General features: G+C 66.1%; 13 protein-coding genes and 2 tRNA genes. 7 read left to right on the plus strand and 8 right to left on the minus strand.

The features are described 5' to 3' along the window. Positions 1–23 precede the first annotated feature (23 nt). The gene (trmFO, locus tag ACMGDH_RS17430; protein WP_436829254.1) at positions 24–1,436 is read right to left on the minus strand and encodes a methylenetetrahydrofolate--tRNA-(uracil(54)-C(5))-methyltransferase (FADH(2)-oxidizing) TrmFO; all 1,413 of its coding nucleotides are present in this window, start codon (positions 1,434–1,436) and stop codon (positions 24–26) included. A gap of 23 nt (positions 1,437–1,459) precedes the next feature. Here trmFO and ACMGDH_RS17435 point away from each other — a divergent pair, with 23 nt between their 5' ends. Genes ACMGDH_RS17435 through ACMGDH_RS17445 form a run of 3 tightly spaced genes read left to right on the plus strand, consistent with a single transcriptional unit; the run spans position 1,460 to position 2,933 of the window. Further along, complete coding sequence (locus ACMGDH_RS17435) at positions 1,460–2,095, plus strand: lysoplasmalogenase family protein (protein ID WP_436829255.1); 636 nt, start codon at positions 1,460–1,462, stop codon at positions 2,093–2,095. Beyond that, a complete protein-coding gene (locus ACMGDH_RS17440; RefSeq protein ID WP_436829256.1) occupies positions 2,095–2,526 on the plus strand; it encodes a DUF488 domain-containing protein in 432 nt (143 codons plus the stop codon). Before ACMGDH_RS17435 ends, ACMGDH_RS17440 begins: the two co-directional genes overlap by 1 nt. A gap of 17 nt (positions 2,527–2,543) precedes the next feature. Continuing rightward, positions 2,544–2,933 carry a VOC family protein gene (locus ACMGDH_RS17445; RefSeq protein ID WP_436829257.1) on the plus strand — a complete coding sequence of 130 codons (390 nt, stop codon included), beginning with the start codon at positions 2,544–2,546 and terminating at the stop codon, positions 2,931–2,933. Between the two features lie 73 nt (positions 2,934–3,006). Here the strand turns inward: ACMGDH_RS17445 and katG are convergent, their stop codons facing one another. The 5 genes from katG to cysS form a co-directional block, all read right to left on the minus strand. After that, on the minus strand, positions 3,007–5,217 hold the full coding sequence (gene katG / locus ACMGDH_RS17450) for a catalase/peroxidase HPI (RefSeq protein WP_436829258.1): 2,211 nt from the start codon (positions 5,215–5,217) through the stop codon (positions 3,007–3,009). A 210-nt stretch (positions 5,218–5,427) separates the two neighbouring features. Beyond that, positions 5,428–6,795 (minus strand): class II 3-deoxy-7-phosphoheptulonate synthase, encoded by a 1,368-nt coding sequence (locus ACMGDH_RS17455; RefSeq protein WP_436829366.1) that lies wholly within the window; start codon positions 6,793–6,795, stop codon positions 5,428–5,430. Positions 6,796–7,085: 290 nt separating this feature from the next. Then, positions 7,086–8,021: a D-2-hydroxyacid dehydrogenase gene (locus tag ACMGDH_RS17460; RefSeq protein WP_436829259.1), complete on the minus strand. Its 936-nt coding sequence runs from the start codon at positions 8,019–8,021 to the stop codon at positions 7,086–7,088. After that, on the minus strand, positions 8,021–8,467 hold the full coding sequence (locus ACMGDH_RS17465) for a TM2 domain-containing protein (RefSeq protein WP_436829260.1): 447 nt from the start codon (positions 8,465–8,467) through the stop codon (positions 8,021–8,023). The genes ACMGDH_RS17460 and ACMGDH_RS17465 overlap by 1 nt, the downstream gene beginning before the upstream one ends. Positions 8,468–8,731: 264 nt before the next feature. Next, entirely contained in the window at positions 8,732–10,162 is a 1,431-nt protein-coding gene (gene cysS, locus ACMGDH_RS17470; RefSeq protein ID WP_436829261.1) for a cysteine--tRNA ligase, read from the minus strand. 174 nt (positions 10,163–10,336) lie between these two features. Here cysS and ACMGDH_RS17475 point away from each other — a divergent pair, with 174 nt between their 5' ends. Beyond that, positions 10,337–11,269 (plus strand): SH3 domain-containing protein, encoded by a 933-nt coding sequence (locus ACMGDH_RS17475; protein WP_436829262.1) that lies wholly within the window; start codon positions 10,337–10,339, stop codon positions 11,267–11,269. Between the two features lie 66 nt (positions 11,270–11,335). Here ACMGDH_RS17475 and ACMGDH_RS17480 read toward each other — a convergent pair whose 3' ends face one another. After that, positions 11,336–11,617, minus strand: a complete 282-nt coding sequence (locus ACMGDH_RS17480) for a hypothetical protein (RefSeq protein WP_436829263.1) — start codon at positions 11,615–11,617, stop codon at positions 11,336–11,338. A gap of 75 nt (positions 11,618–11,692) precedes the next feature. Then, positions 11,693–11,920, minus strand: a complete 228-nt coding sequence (locus tag ACMGDH_RS17485; protein ID WP_436829264.1) for a hypothetical protein — start codon at positions 11,918–11,920, stop codon at positions 11,693–11,695. Between the two features lie 328 nt (positions 11,921–12,248). Here ACMGDH_RS17485 and ACMGDH_RS17490 point away from each other — a divergent pair, with 328 nt between their 5' ends. From ACMGDH_RS17490 to ACMGDH_RS17500, 3 genes are all read left to right on the plus strand, one after another. Continuing rightward, on the plus strand, positions 12,249–13,358 hold the full coding sequence (locus tag ACMGDH_RS17490) for an AI-2E family transporter (RefSeq protein WP_436829367.1): 1,110 nt from the start codon (positions 12,249–12,251) through the stop codon (positions 13,356–13,358). A gap of 44 nt (positions 13,359–13,402) precedes the next feature. Continuing rightward, positions 13,403–13,479: transfer RNA gene (locus ACMGDH_RS17495), tRNA-Asp, on the plus strand. A gap of 78 nt (positions 13,480–13,557) precedes the next feature. After that, a tRNA-Asp gene (locus ACMGDH_RS17500) sits at positions 13,558–13,634 on the plus strand. Positions 13,635–13,637: the final 3 nt, after the last annotated feature.

Genomic DNA, 13,637 nt, shown 5'->3' on the forward strand with positions numbered 1-13,637 from the left:
GGTTCTGGAATCCGCCCCCTCCGTCAGCCTTCGGCTGACACCTCCCCCTGGTGGGGGAGGATAAGGGAAGCGCCCGCCGTCCACCGCTGAAACGCTGCCCGTGCCCGGTCCGTATACATCAGCTTGCGGTCTGCCTTCTTGCTGCGCCCTTCAATCGGCGGGAACAGGCCGAAATTGACGTTCATCGGCTGGTAGGTCTCTGCTTCGGCCTCGCCGGTGATGTGCGCGAGCAGCGCGCCCAGCGCGGTCTCGCGCGGCGGAGCCTCCAGGCTGGTCCCGCCGAGCTCGGCTGCGGCGAAGCGGCCGGCGAGCAGCCCGATCGCCGCGCTTTCGACATAGCCTTCGCAGCCGGTGATCTGCCCGGCGAAGCGGACGTTCGGGCGCGACTTGAGCCGCAGCGTCCCGTCCAGCAGCTCGGGCGACTTGATGAAGGTGTTGCGGTGGAGCCCGCCCAGCCGCGCGAACTCGGCCTTTTCGAGGCCCGGAATGGTGCGGAAGAGCTCGACCTGCGCGGCATATTTGAGCTTGGTCTGGAAGCCGACCATGTTCCACAGCGTGCCGCTGGCATTGTCCTGGCGCAGCTGGACGACGGCATAGGGCCAGCGGCCGGTGCTCGGCTGATCGAGCCCGACGCCCTTCATCGGGCCGTAGCGCAACGTATCGACGCCGCGCTCCGCCATCACTTCGATCGGCATGCAGCCTTCGAAATAGGGGACGTTCTCCCACTCGCGGAACTCGGTCTTCTCGCCCGCGAGCAGGCCGGCGTGGAAGGCCAGATACTGGTCCTTCGTCATCGGGCAGTTGATGTAATCCTTGCCGCTGCCCTTGTTCCAGCGCGACTGGAACCACGCCACGTCCATGTCGATCGACTCGCGGTGGACGATCGGAGCGATCGCATCGAAGAAGGCCAGGCTTTCCTCGCCGGTCGCGGTGCCGATGCTCTCGGCGAGCCCCGGGGCGGTGAGCGGACCGGTGGCGACGATCGCCATCCCCTCGGCCGGCAGCGCATCGACGCGCTCGCGGACGATCGTGATGTTGGGATGTGCGTCCAGCGCGGCGGTGACGCCCGCCGAGAAGCCGTCGCGGTCGACCGCGAGCGCCGAGCCGGCGGGCACCTTGTGGATGTCGCCCTGCGTGAGAATGATCGAGCCGAGGTCGCGCATCTCCTGGTGGAGCAGGCCCACAGCGTTGCGTTCGGCATCGTCCGAGCGGAAGCTGTTCGAGCAGACCAGCTCGGCCAGGCTGTCGGTCTGGTGCGCAGGCGTCATGTCGCCGGAGCCGCGCATCTCGGAAAGCTTCACCTTCCAGCCCGCCTGCGCGAGCTGCCATGCGGCTTCGGATCCGGCGAGCCCGCCGCCGATGATGTGGATGTCGTGAGTCACGGCGGCGCAATAGCCGTGTTGCGCCGGGATGACAAAGCCGGGTGCGGCCGCCATGCTGCGGGCAGGGGAGGACCGGAATGACCGGACGCAAGATCGACCTGCTGTTCCTTGCCGGGCTGGCGGCGGGCACGAGCTATTTCTTCATCCGCGACATGGACTGGCCCTTCGCGGTTCTGGCGGCGTGGAAGGGCGCGGGCGTGGCGCTCTTCGCACTCTGGGCGGCGCTGCAGGCGCGGAGGGCCGACGGCTGGCTGATCGCGGCGGCGCTGGCGTGCGGTGCGGCCGGCGATGTGCTGATCGAGAGCAATCTGATCCACGGCGCGATAGGCTTTCTTGCCGGGCACGTGTTCGCGATCGCGCTTTATCTGCGCAATCGGCGCGGACCACTCTGGCAGGCGGCGGTGTTCGCCGTGGCAGTGCCGGCTGTCGCTTTCCTGCTGCCCGACCAGCGCAGCGAAGCGCCCGGAATAGCGCTCTACGCGTTGGGGCTCGGCATCATGGCGGGGACGGCGTGGATCAGCCGCTTCCCGTGTGCCGCCGTGGGGATCGGTGCATTGCTCTTCGTGGTGTCGGACCTGTTCCTGTTCGCGCGGATGGGGCCGCTCGCCGGATCGCTGCTGCCAGATCTGACGGTGTGGCCATTCTATTTCGCCGGGCAGGCGTTGATCGCCTGGGGCGTTGTCACCAGCTTGCGGCGCGAGGGAGCCGCCTGATGCGCATCTTCACGATCGGCTATGAAGCGACGACGATGGACGAGTTCCTCGCGGCGCTGAAGCGCGCCGGCGTGGAACGGCTGATCGACGTGCGCGCGGTGCCGCTGTCGCGCCGCCCGGGTTTCTCCAAGAACATCCTGGCGGCGAGCCTCCGCGAGGCGGGGATCGAATATGTCCACCTCAGGAACCTCGGCACTCCCAAGCCGGGGCGCGACGCGGCGAAGAAAGGCGACGTGAAGACGCTGCGCGCGGTCTATGACAACCAGCTCGGACTGCCCGAGGCGCAGGCGGAGGTGGCGCAGATGCGCGCGCTCGCCGAGGAGAAGCCGAGCGCGCTGCTCTGCTACGAACGCGATCCGGGCCATTGCCATCGCACGTTGCTTCTCGAAGCCGAGGCGCCGGACGCGGAGGTGATCGACCTGTTTCCCTGAAGCGAAGGAGGATGCCGATGCTCGATCATGTCGGATTTGCCGTCGCGGATGCCGAAGTCTCGCGCCGCTTCTACGAGGCAGCGCTCGCGCCATTAGGCATCCGTCTGCTGATGACCATTCCCGCCGAGGAGAATGGCTCGGGCGGCACTGCCTATGGCTTTGGCAAGGACGACAATCCGTTCTTCTGGGTCGGCGACAACGAGCGGGTGGGCGAGGGGACCCATATCGCCTTCCAGACACAGACCCGTGCGGAGGTCCATGCATTCCATGCTGCAGCGCTGGCCGCTGGCGGAACCGATCACGGCGCCCCGGGGCTGCGCCCGCACTATCACCCCGACTATTACGCCGCCTTCGTTCTCGACCCCGACGGGATCAACATCGAGGCGGTTTGCCACCGACCTGAATAGCGCCCGAAACGCGAGCAGCCGCGGCGGGGGATGCCGCCGCGGCTGTTCTGGTCACGTGATCGAGGCGCCGAGACTAGCGGCGCACCAGATCGAAACGGTCTGCGTTCATCACCTTGGCCCAGGCCGCGACGAAGTCCTTCACGAACTTCTCGCCCGCGTCGCCGGAGGCATAGACTTCGGAAAGCGCGCGAAGCTGCGAGTTGGAACCGAACACCAGATCGGTGCGCGTCGCCGTCCACTTCTCCTCATCGGTCCTGCGGCAGGTGCCCACGAAGACTTCGTCGGCACGGTCGTCGACCTGCTTCCACGCCGTGCCCATGTCGAGCAAGTTGACGAAGAAGTCGTTGGTGAGCTGGCCGGGCCGATCGGTGAGCATGCCATGCTTCTCGCCGCCGTGATTGGCGCCGAGGACGCGCAGCCCGCCGACGAGCACGGTCATCTCGGGTGCGCTTAGCCCAAGCAGCTGGGCGCGATCGACCAGCAGCTCTTCGGTGGGCACACTGAAGCGGACCTGGAGGTAGTTCCGGAAGCCGTCGGCGCGCGGCTCGAGCACCGCGAACCCCTCAACGTCGGTCTGCTCCTGGGTCGCGTCGCCGCGGCCGGAGGTGAAGGGCACGGTCACGTCGTGGCCGGCAGCCTTCGCGGCCTTCTCGATTCCCACCGAGCCGCCGAGCACGATCAGATCGGCGATGCTGACCCTGCCGCCGAAGCCGGACTGGATGTCCTCATAGACCTTGAGCACCTTGGCGAGCTCTTCGGGCTCGTTGACGTCCCAGTCCTTCTGCGGGGCAAGCCGGATGCGCGCACCGTTGGCGCCGCCGCGCTTGTCCGATCCGCGGAAGGTTGCGGCCGAAGCCCAGGCAGTCTTGACCAGCTGGCTCACGCTGAGGCCCGACGCCGCGATCCTGTCCTTGAGCGTCGCGACATCCGCGTCGCTCAGCGGCTGGCCGGCGGGGACGGGGTCCTGCCAGATAAGATCCTCGGCGGGGACCTCGGGGCCCAGGTAGCGCGCCTTGGGCCCCATGTCGCGGTGGGTGAGCTTGAACCATGCCCGGGCGAAGGCGTCCGCGAAATAGACCGGATCCCTGCGGAACCGCTCCATGATCTCGCGGTACTTGGGATCGACCTTCATCGCCATGTCCGCGGTGGTCATCATCGTCGGCACCTTGACGCCCGGGGTGTGTGCCTTGGGCGCAAGCGTCTCCTCGGGATTGCCGACCGGCTGCCACTGCTTGGCTCCGGCGGGGCTGCGCACCAGCTCGTACTCGTGGTCGAGCAGCATGTCGAAATAGGTCATGTCCCAGGTGATCGGAGTGGGAGTCCACGAACCCTCGATCCCGCTGGTGATGGTGTGGTCGCCCATGCCACTCTCGTGACCCGACTGCCAGCCGAGGCCCATCTGCGCGATGTCCGCGCCCTCGGGCTCGGCACCGACCTTGCTTGCGTCGCCAGCGCCGTGCGCCTTTCCGAAGGTGTGGCCGCCGGCGGTCAGCGCCGCGGTTTCCTCGTCGTTCATGCCCATCCGCTTGAAGGTTTCGCGGATGTCGCGGCCCGACTGAGCTGCGTCGGGCTTGCCGCCGGGACCTTCCGGGTTGACGTAGATAAGGCCCATCTGAATCGCGGCGAGCGGCTCCTCGAGCGCCATGCCCGCTTCCTCGTCGATGCGGGTCTTGTTGTCCGGGTGGCCGACCCATTGTTCCTCGGTGCCCCAGTAGATGTCGCGCTCGGGCTCGAAGATGTCTTCGCGGCCGCCGCCGAAGCCGAAGATCGGCCCGCCCATCGATTCGATCGCGACGTTACCCGCCATGATGAACAGGTCCGCCCAGCTGAGCTTGCGGCCGTATTTCTGCTTGACCGGCCAGAGCAGGCGGCGGGCCTTGTCGAGGTTGCCGTTGTCCGGCCAGCTGTTGAGCGGCGCGAAGCGCTGCGAGCCCGAGGACGAGCCGCCGCGGCCGTCACCGGTGCGATAGGTGCCCGCGCTGTGCCACGCCATGCGGATAAAGAACGGGCCGTAGTGGCCATAGTCCGCCGGCCACCAGGGTTGGCTGTCGGTCATCAGCGCAGTGAGATCGCGCTTGACCGCCTGGTAGTCGAGCGACTCGAACTCCTTCGCATAATCGAAGTCGTCGCCCATCGGATTGCCGTGGAGGCCGTGCTGGTGGAGGATCTCGAGGCTGAGCTGGTTGGGCCACCAGTCGCGGTTGGTGCGACCCAGCAGGCGCCGGAGCGCGGCCGGCTCCTTCTGCGGATCACTGAGCGGGCTGCCGGTCGTCGGTGCGTCCATTTCTTCCTCTCCCTTGGAAAAGCCCCCGCAGGCTAGGATCGAGCGCAGAAGATGGAAAACGACTAAACTTCGTCAGTGAGAACCGAAAATCCGATCAGACAATCCTCGCCCGCGGGAATGGGCCGATAGCCGGGCGAGTGTAGCCTATCCACGCGTGGATGCCACCGGTGGAATACAGGGCATGGCCGGGATGCGACCGGAACCGCCGCCTCAGGCAGCGGCCTTGCGGCGCTCGGCCATCTCGTCGTTGAGCATCTCGGCGAGCAGGAATGCCAGCTCCAGGCTCTGGCTCGCGTTGAGCCGCGGATCGCAATGCGTGTGATAGCGATCGGCCAGGCCCTGCTCGGTGATCTCGATCGCGCCGCCGGTGCATTCGGTGACGTTCTGTCCGGTCATCTCGGCATGGATGCCGCCCGCGTAGGTCCCCTCGGCACGATGCACCGCGAAGAAGCCGCGGACTTCGGCCAGGATGCGCTCGAACGGGCGGGTCTTGTAGCCGTTGGCAGCCTTGACGACGTTGCCGTGCATCGGGTCGCAGCTCCACACCACTGGATGCCCCTCGCGCTTCACCGCGCGGACGAGCTTGGGAAGTCCCGCCTCGATCTTGTCGTGGCCATAGCGTGTGATGAGTGTCATCCTGCCCGGCGTGCGTCCCGGATTGAGCGTGTCGAGCAGCTGCAGCAGCGCGTCCGGCTCGAGGCTGGGGCCGCACTTCATCCCGATCGGGTTGCCGATGCCGCGCAGGAACTCGACGTGCGCCGATCCTTCGAAGCGTGTGCGATCGCCGATCCATAGGAAATGGGCGCTGGTGTCGTACCAGTCGCCGGTCAGGCTGTCCTGCCGGGTGAGCGCCTGCTCATAGGGGAGCAGCAGCGCTTCGTGGCTGGTGTAGAAGCTGGTCGCCTTGAGCTGCGGAACGCTGTCCGCATCGATTCCGCACGCGGCCATGAAGTCGAGCGATTCGCCGATCCGGTCCGCCACATCCTTGTAGCGTGCGGCCCAAGGGCTCTTGCCCATGAAGTCGTGCGTCCATTTGTGGACCTGGTGGAGATTGGCATAGCCGCCCTGCGCGAAGGCGCGCAGCAGGTTGAGCGTCGCGGCGGACTGCGAATAGCCCTGGATCATCCGCTGCGGATCGGGGATGCGGCTCTCGGGCGTGAAGGCGATGTCGTTGACATTGTCGCCGCGGTAGCTGGGCAGCTCCACGCCGTCGATCGTCTCGGTATCGGCCGAGCGCGGCTTGGCGAACTGGCCCGCCATCCGGCCAAGCTTCACCGTCGGCAGCTTGGAGGCGAAGGTGAGCACCACCGCCATCTGGAGCAGCACGCGGAACGTGTCGCGGATGTTGTTCGGGTGGAACTCGGCGAAGCTCTCGGCGCAGTCGCCGCCCTGGAGCAGGAACGCTTCGCCGCGCGCCACCTTGGCGAGATCCTGGGTGAGCTGGCGCGCTTCCCCGGCGAAGACGAGCGGCGGGAAGGAGGCGATCTGGCCGGTCGCAGCGTCGAGCGCGTGCTTATCGGGGTAAGTGGGGAGCTGGCGCGCTTCGGCCTGCTTCCAGCTGTCGGGGGTCCAGCCCATGTTCGGCTCCAGGTTGCGGACATGGACGTACCAGTCCTGGTGATGGGCGATGCCGTTCGCGGCGATCTGATTCAGCACGCCGGGGGAGGCGCGCTTGCCATCCTCCTCCCAGCCCTGGACCGTGGAGCCGGGGGTGTCGAACCACGCGCCGAATGCAGCGCGGGAAAGGGAGCGTTCCTCGCGGAAGCGGCGGATCTTGGTACCGGCTAAAGTCGTCATGATGTGCACTCTTACCCGGATGGGGTAAATAGGCGCAACCCCAAATCTTACCCTGGCGGGGTAAGGCCGAATCAATAGCCTGCGGTGAGGTCCACTTCGTTTCGCAGCGGCCGACCTTCCAGAAAGGCGTGGAGGTTCTCGACGAACAGCGCGGCGCCCCGCTGGAACATGCGCGTCTGGCTGCGGCCCGAAAGATGCATCGAGTGGATGACGTTTGGCGCGCGCCACAGCGGATGATCGGGTGGTAGCGGCTCGGGCGAGACGGTATCCAGAAAGGCACCGGCGATACGACGCTTCTCGAGTGCCTCGATCAGCGCTTCCTGATCGATCAGCGCTCCGCGGCCGACGTTGATAATCCAGGCAGAGGGCTTCATCGCCGCCAGTTCCTCCGCGCCGATCATCGCGCGGTTCGCGTCGGTGCCGGGGGCCGCGAGGAAGATCCAGTCGAACTCGTCCAGCCGGGCGCGCCACGCATCGGGTCCGATCGTTCCCGGACTCGCGGTGCGCGTGACGCCGGTGACCGTCACGCCGAAGCCTGCCAGCCGCTCACCGATCAGCCGGCCGATCGTGCCATAGCCGATCACGAGCGCGCTGGTTTCGAACAGTTCGAGCTTGCCGGGCGCGTCTGTCGGCCATTCACGACGATCCGCGGCACGCACGACTTGGTCGAAGCGCTTGGCGCCCACGAGCGCGCCCATCACTGCATATTCGGCAACCGTGTGGGCATTGACGCCGCTGCCGTTGGTGACGCGCGTGCCCTGCGCAAGGAGCCTCGCCTTATCGAGCGGATCGAGCCCCGCGTAGATGGTCGAAAGCCATCTAAGCCGGGGCGCCGCGGCGACATTCTCCGCCCACACATCGGGATTGCTGTGGTCGAGCCAGACGATGTCGGCGTCGGCGGCGAGCGCGCGCGCTTCCTCGACGCTGGTGAACCAGTGCACGTCGAGACCCGCAGGGAGATGCGGTTCCACCAGCGGGCGGGCGAGGGCAGGGAGGACCGCCTTCATCAGCCTGGATGCCGGGCATAGCGGTGCGCGAATTCGGCGTCCGACATCATCAGATAGCGGATCGTGTCGATAAGCGCCCAGAGGCCGGTCACGACCAGCCCGATCATCGTGATCGAAAGGACGATCATCAGGACGCCGGTGCCGTTGCGGCCGAGATAGAAGCGATGGATGCCGAATATGCCGAAGAAGAAGGCGAGCAGCGCCGCGACATATTTGTTGCGATCGTTCGCGGGCGGCTGGCGATGGGGCGGCTCAGCCTGGAGCTCGGGCAGACGGAAAATGCGCAACGCGCGCGTGCCTTCGGTGGTGAAGTCGATCCGAGCGCCCACGGCGGGTCCTTTCGAGTCGCTCCAGTCGGCAGGCGTGAAGGTGTAGCGCAGGCCGTCCTCGCCTGAGATCTGCCCCTCGCCGCTGACCCGATCGACGCCAAGCACCTGTCCCCGCATTTCCTAAATCTCCCTGTCTCGGCGCTTTCTGGCGGAAGCGGGGCGCGGGACGCAAGGGCGGATCGGATGGCGAGAATCGGAAGCAAATCCTAAATCCTACTCCGCCAGGGGGAGGTGGCGCGCGCAGCGCGTCGGAGGGGGAGGAAGCACGCCGGCATGTTCTGGCATCCGCCCCCCGTCAGCCTGCGGCTGACACCTCCCCCTGGCGGGGGAGGATAAGCAAAGCTGCGCTTCTTCGCTTCAGGCGCTGAACCTAAACCAGTCCTAAATCGCCGGCGTCCAGTCCCAGCCGAGCGGATCGCCGTCCATGACCTCCACTCCCGCCGCAGCAAGCTCGTCGCGGATCATGTCGGAGCGCTGGAAGTCCTTTACCACGCGCGCCTGCTGACGCTCGACCAGCCGGTCGCCGATCTCCTCCGGCGTGAGCGTGGCGTTCGCCGGGCGCACGCGCAGCTCCTCACGGGTGAGTTCGGTGAGCCGCAGGCCCAACACCTTGTCGAACTCGGCTAGCGTAGCAAGCCGGTCAGCCGGCCGCAGCTTCTTCTCGGCGAGCAGCTCGTCGAGCACGGGGAGCGCCTTTGGCGTGTTGAGATCGTCCGACACGGCCTCATCAAGGCGCTGGAGCCAGGATTCGGAGGCTGTGCCTGGTCCCTCGGCGCGCGCTTTCAGGTTCGTCGCCGTCATCACCAAGCGCTTGAGGCGCGTGAGCGCAGCGGCCAGGTTCTCCGCGGAGAACTCAAGTTCGCTGCGATACTGCGCCTGAAGGCACAGCAGACGATAGGCGAGGGGGTGTACACCCGCGTCGATCAGCGACTGGAGCGTGGTGAATCCGCCCTTCGACTTGGACATCTTGCCCTGGCGGTCCACCAGGAAGTTGTTGTGCATCCAGAAACGCGCGCCCGTATCCGCGCAGCCGCAGAACGCCTGGTTCTGGGCGATTTCGTTCGGATGGTGGATCTCGCGGTGGTCGATGCCGCCGGTATGGATGTCGAACGGTGCGCCCAGATATTTGAGGCTCATCACCGAGCATTCGAGATGCCAGCCCGGCGCGCCCTTGCCCCAAGGCGAATCCCATTCCATCTGGCGCTGCTCGCCCGGAGGCGATTTGCGCCAGATCGCGAAATCCTGCGGGTGACGCTTGCCCGCGACCGGGTCGATCCGGCCCTCGGCGGCGTCGTCCTGCGCGCCGGCAAGGCGGCCATAATTCGGAACGGTGGAAACGTCGAAGTAGAGGCCCGAATCGAGCTCGTAGCAATGCTCGGGCGCGATCTTCTTCGCGAAGTCGATCATCTCGGCGATGTGATCGGTCGCCACCGACCAGCGCGATGGCTCGCGGATGTTGAGGTCGGCGATGTTCTGCTTGAACGCGGCGGTATAGTGCGCCGCGATGTCCCAGATGCTTCGCGCCTGCGCGCGCGCCGCTGCCTCCATCTTGTCGTCACCGGCATCGGCGTCCGAGGTGAGGTGTCCCACATCGGTGATGTTGATGACGTGGGTGAGGGGATAGCCCTTCCACGTCAGCACCCGGCTCAACGTGTCGGTGAAGAGATAGGCGCGCAGATTGCCCAGATGCGCGTAGTTGTAGACCGTCGGACCGCACGAATAGACGCGCACACCCTTGTCGGGATCGAGCGGCGCGAAAGCCTCGATGCTGCGGGTGAGCGAATTGTAGAGCGAGAGCTGGGCGCCGTGCATGGTCCAGCGACATAGCGTGGCGGGACCAGAGCGCAACCGCGAGGGATGATGCCGGACGGCAAAGCGGGCTATCGATATCTGCAGATTTGCTGTAATGCGCACGCAACCTGCTCGCCAAGGGCAGGATCATCAACAGCAACGGGCCGCGATGCACCTCTTTTGGGGAGAAGCGACATGCCGACCGTAGAATCGATTGCCTGGTTCAAGCAGAATTTCGGAACCACGCTGGCGGCGATGACCGCCGATACCGTCTTCGATGTCAACATGCTCACCGCGATCGCCTGTCAGGAGACGGGCTATATTTGGGACCGCCTTCGCAAGAAGCCGATGAGCGTCGATCGCATTCTGGAGCTTTGCGTCGGCGACACGATCGACGCGCGCAGCGTCTTTCCGCGAAGCCGCGCCGAGCTCGAAGCCTGGCCGCGCGGGGAGGCGATGTTCGCGATCGCGCGCGCCGCGCTGATCGATATGGCGCAGCATGTGCCGGGCTATGCCGCAATGGCGGCCAGGCCGAACAAATTCTGCCACGGCTTCGGGCTGTTCCAGTACGATATCCAGTTCTTCAAGGTGGATCCGGACTATTTCCTCGAGCGCCGCTACATCCGTTTGAACGAAACCGCGGGCAAATGCATCGCGGAGCTCGAATCGGGACTTCGAAAGCTCGGCTGGAGCACCAGGCCGCATCTCTCCGATATGGAGAAGGCGGCAGTCGCGATCTGCTATAACACCGGGCGCTACAATCCGGCGCGGGGCCTGAAGCAGGGGCACCGGGACAGCAGCGGACGCTATTACGGCGAAAACTTCTTCGCCTATCTCAAGCTCGCAGCGACGGTGACTGCCCCCACACCTGCACCCACACCCACTCCAGCCGCGGCGGAGGGCGTGCCCTATGTGGTCGAAACCAGCGGCGGGAAACTCAACCTGCGCGGAACGCCCCGCGTCAACGGGAGCATCGTGGCGAAGCTGCCGGACGGGCACCCAGTGCAGGCGCTGAGCGCGACTCCGTCCAACGGGTTCCTGCAAATCCGGACAACGCTGGCGGGCGCGCAGCTCCAGGGATGGGCATCCGCGCAGTTCCTGCGGAGGGTGCCGGCGCCCGTACTGTAGGGCAGCGCCATCGCTCGTGGTGCGCGCCTCACATGCAGGCATGCGGCTATGTGAGGCTATGGACGCCTATGCGTCAGACGCCTCTTCGTGGCCGATCGCGGCGCGCACCATTGCGTTCCAGATTTCGGCAGGATCGCTTCCCGCGGCGCGGCCGGCCTCGACCATTTCCGGTGTGGGCTCGCGCAGCGTGCGGAGGACGGCCATTGCGCGCTCGACTTCCTGCGTCCAGGCGCCGTCGACTTCGCTTCCCGCACTGGGATCACTTCCTTCGCCGTTAATGCTGAGCGCCTCGGCCGCGATCACGCGCGCGATTCGCTCGACGGGGGAAGTGACGGAGAGGTCGGTCATCTGGCTGCTCCTGCGGCGGGTCCGCACGATGCAACGCGCTGAGCTACGCCGCGTTCCGACTTGGAGAAGCACCCTTCAGGCTGCGAGCGGCGTGAGCGCGGCGCCGTCGCGCTGGCGAACCACGCCATTGCCGAAACTGCCTCCCGCAACCAGCGGAAGCGCTGTTGCGCAAAAGGCACATTCGGCAGTGAGCCGGCCGACGATCCATTGCGACTGACCGCAGCCGGGGCAGTGATTCGTGTGTTGCGGGCGATAGGCTACACGATATCCGCTATGCGCCTGACGGATGCCGAAGTCGTACATTCTTCGTCTCCCAGAAACCGGAATATTAACGAATTCGACTCGGGCTTGTTCCGAGAGCGAAGTGGATGAGGGTCAATCCCTAGGCGATAGTACGAGGTTCTGGTGCGGTGAGTTGCAAATCTGCCACAGCATCGCATCGCAGTGCCGTTGCTCCCGTCCGCAGGCACTCCTAGAGTCGCGACGGTCAGGAGGCGAAGTGAACGAGCATCCGGGAGCAATGGGCGGCGCGGCGAGCGAAGGGGGTATCCCGCCGGCAACGGCGCGTGAGCCGATCCTGTCACAGGACACGCACGAGAATTTGGGAGATGGACTCAAGCGCGACCGGTTGATGGCGGCATTGACGCTGATGGCCGGGCTCGGGCTGCTGCTCGCGATCCCCTTCGCGCTGCGCGAAGGTTCGCCCTTCTTCCTTCCGCTCACCGCCGCGCTGGTGGTTGCCATCGCGCTGGTGCCGCTGCTCGAATGGCTCGAGCGCCATCGCGTGCCCGCACCGCTCGCCTCGCTGATCTGCGTGCTGCTGTTCCTGGGAGTCGCGAACGCGGCGCTGGCGTCGATCGTGGTGCCGGCGTGGCAATGGCTCCAACGGCTTCCCGAGAGCATCCCGCAGATACAGCAGAACCTGGAGCCGCTGATCCGCTTATACGCGAACCTTGAGGAGTTCGTGAACAGGACGCTGACCACCTTCGCGTCGGCTCCCGCCAATCAGCCCCCAGTGATCGCCGCTGCGGCGCCACCGCGATCGCTGCTCGACCTGTTCACTACCTCCGCGCCCTCGGCGCTGATCGAGATGTTCTTCGCAATCCTGGTGATCTATTTCTTCCTCTCGGGCTGGACCCGGCTGCGGCGCAAGGCGATCACCAGCCGGTCGAGCTTCGGTGGCGCGATGGCGACTGCGCGGGTGATCCAGGACGTGGTCGACGACACGTCTGCCTATCTGGGCACGATCACACTGATCAACGTGACGCTGGGGTTGATCGTGGCGGGCGCGCTGTGGATGCTGGGCATGCCCACGCCATTGATGTGGGGCGGAATCGTCACGCTGCTCAATTACGTCCCCTACATCGGGCCGGTGCTCTCCGCGTTGCTGCTCGCGCTCGGCGGGCTGATGAGCTTCGGCGAGATCGGCCTTGCGCTGCTTCCGGCCGTGATCATGATCGCCGCGCACCTGATCGAGGCGAATCTGGTGACGCCGCTGATCGTCGGGCACAGGCTCACGATCAGCCCGATCCTGATCCTCGTGTCGCTGAGCTTCTGGGGCTGGGTGTGGGGCACGCCCGGTGCGCTGCTGGCGGTGCCGCTGCTCATCATCATCCAGACCGTGCTCAACGCCGCCGGCAAGCCCGATATCGCCGGGTTCCTTTTCGAGCACGGCACGCTGATCTCTGATCCGAACGAGCATCGCGCGCATCGCAGGCAAAGTCGCGACCAATCCGGTTGACACCCCCGAAAGCGGGAGCTAGTGGCCGCCTCCTCGCTTCGAGAGCGGGTGTAGCTCAGTTGGTTAGAGCGCCGGCCTGTCACGCCGGAGGTCGCGGGTTCGAGCCCCGTCACTCGCGCCACGCGGGATTCCCCAGGGACTTCCTCGTGGTAGTGCGAAGCGCTTTCCGTTCTGGCGTGTCGTCGCCTCGCTTGGTCAAGCGGGTGTAGCTCAGTTGGTTAGAGCGCCGGCCTGTCACGCCGGAGGTCGCGGGTTCGAGCCCCGTCACTCGCGCCACGC

This window comes from Sphingomonas radicis, from assembly GCF_051400635.1.
GTDB lineage: Bacteria > Pseudomonadota > Alphaproteobacteria > Sphingomonadales > Sphingomonadaceae > Sphingomonas.

Coding starts and splice junctions, on each gene's coding strand:
- ACMGDH_RS17475 (WP_436829262.1), top strand. CDS start 10,337: ATGCCGACCGTAGAATCGATTGCCTGGTTCAAGCAGAATTTCGGAACC.
- ACMGDH_RS17455 (WP_436829366.1), bottom strand. CDS start 6,795: ATGGGCTGGACCCCCGACAGCTGGAAGCAGGCCGAAGCGCGCCAGCTC.
- ACMGDH_RS17490 (WP_436829367.1), top strand. CDS start 12,249: ATGGCGGCATTGACGCTGATGGCCGGGCTCGGGCTGCTGCTCGCGATC.
- ACMGDH_RS17445 (WP_436829257.1), top strand. CDS start 2,544: ATGCTCGATCATGTCGGATTTGCCGTCGCGGATGCCGAAGTCTCGCGC.
- ACMGDH_RS17465 (WP_436829260.1), bottom strand. CDS start 8,467: ATGCGGGGACAGGTGCTTGGCGTCGATCGGGTCAGCGGCGAGGGGCAG.
- ACMGDH_RS17460 (WP_436829259.1), bottom strand. CDS start 8,021: ATGAAGGCGGTCCTCCCTGCCCTCGCCCGCCCGCTGGTGGAACCGCAT.
- ACMGDH_RS17440 (WP_436829256.1), top strand. CDS start 2,095: ATGCGCATCTTCACGATCGGCTATGAAGCGACGACGATGGACGAGTTC.
- katG (WP_436829258.1), bottom strand. CDS start 5,217: ATGGACGCACCGACGACCGGCAGCCCGCTCAGTGATCCGCAGAAGGAG.
- ACMGDH_RS17485 (WP_436829264.1), bottom strand. CDS start 11,920: ATGTACGACTTCGGCATCCGTCAGGCGCATAGCGGATATCGTGTAGCC.
- cysS (WP_436829261.1), bottom strand. CDS start 10,162: ATGCACGGCGCCCAGCTCTCGCTCTACAATTCGCTCACCCGCAGCATC.
- ACMGDH_RS17435 (WP_436829255.1), top strand. CDS start 1,460: ATGACCGGACGCAAGATCGACCTGCTGTTCCTTGCCGGGCTGGCGGCG.
- trmFO (WP_436829254.1), bottom strand. CDS start 1,436: ATGGCGGCCGCACCCGGCTTTGTCATCCCGGCGCAACACGGCTATTGC.
- ACMGDH_RS17480 (WP_436829263.1), bottom strand. CDS start 11,617: ATGACCGACCTCTCCGTCACTTCCCCCGTCGAGCGAATCGCGCGCGTG.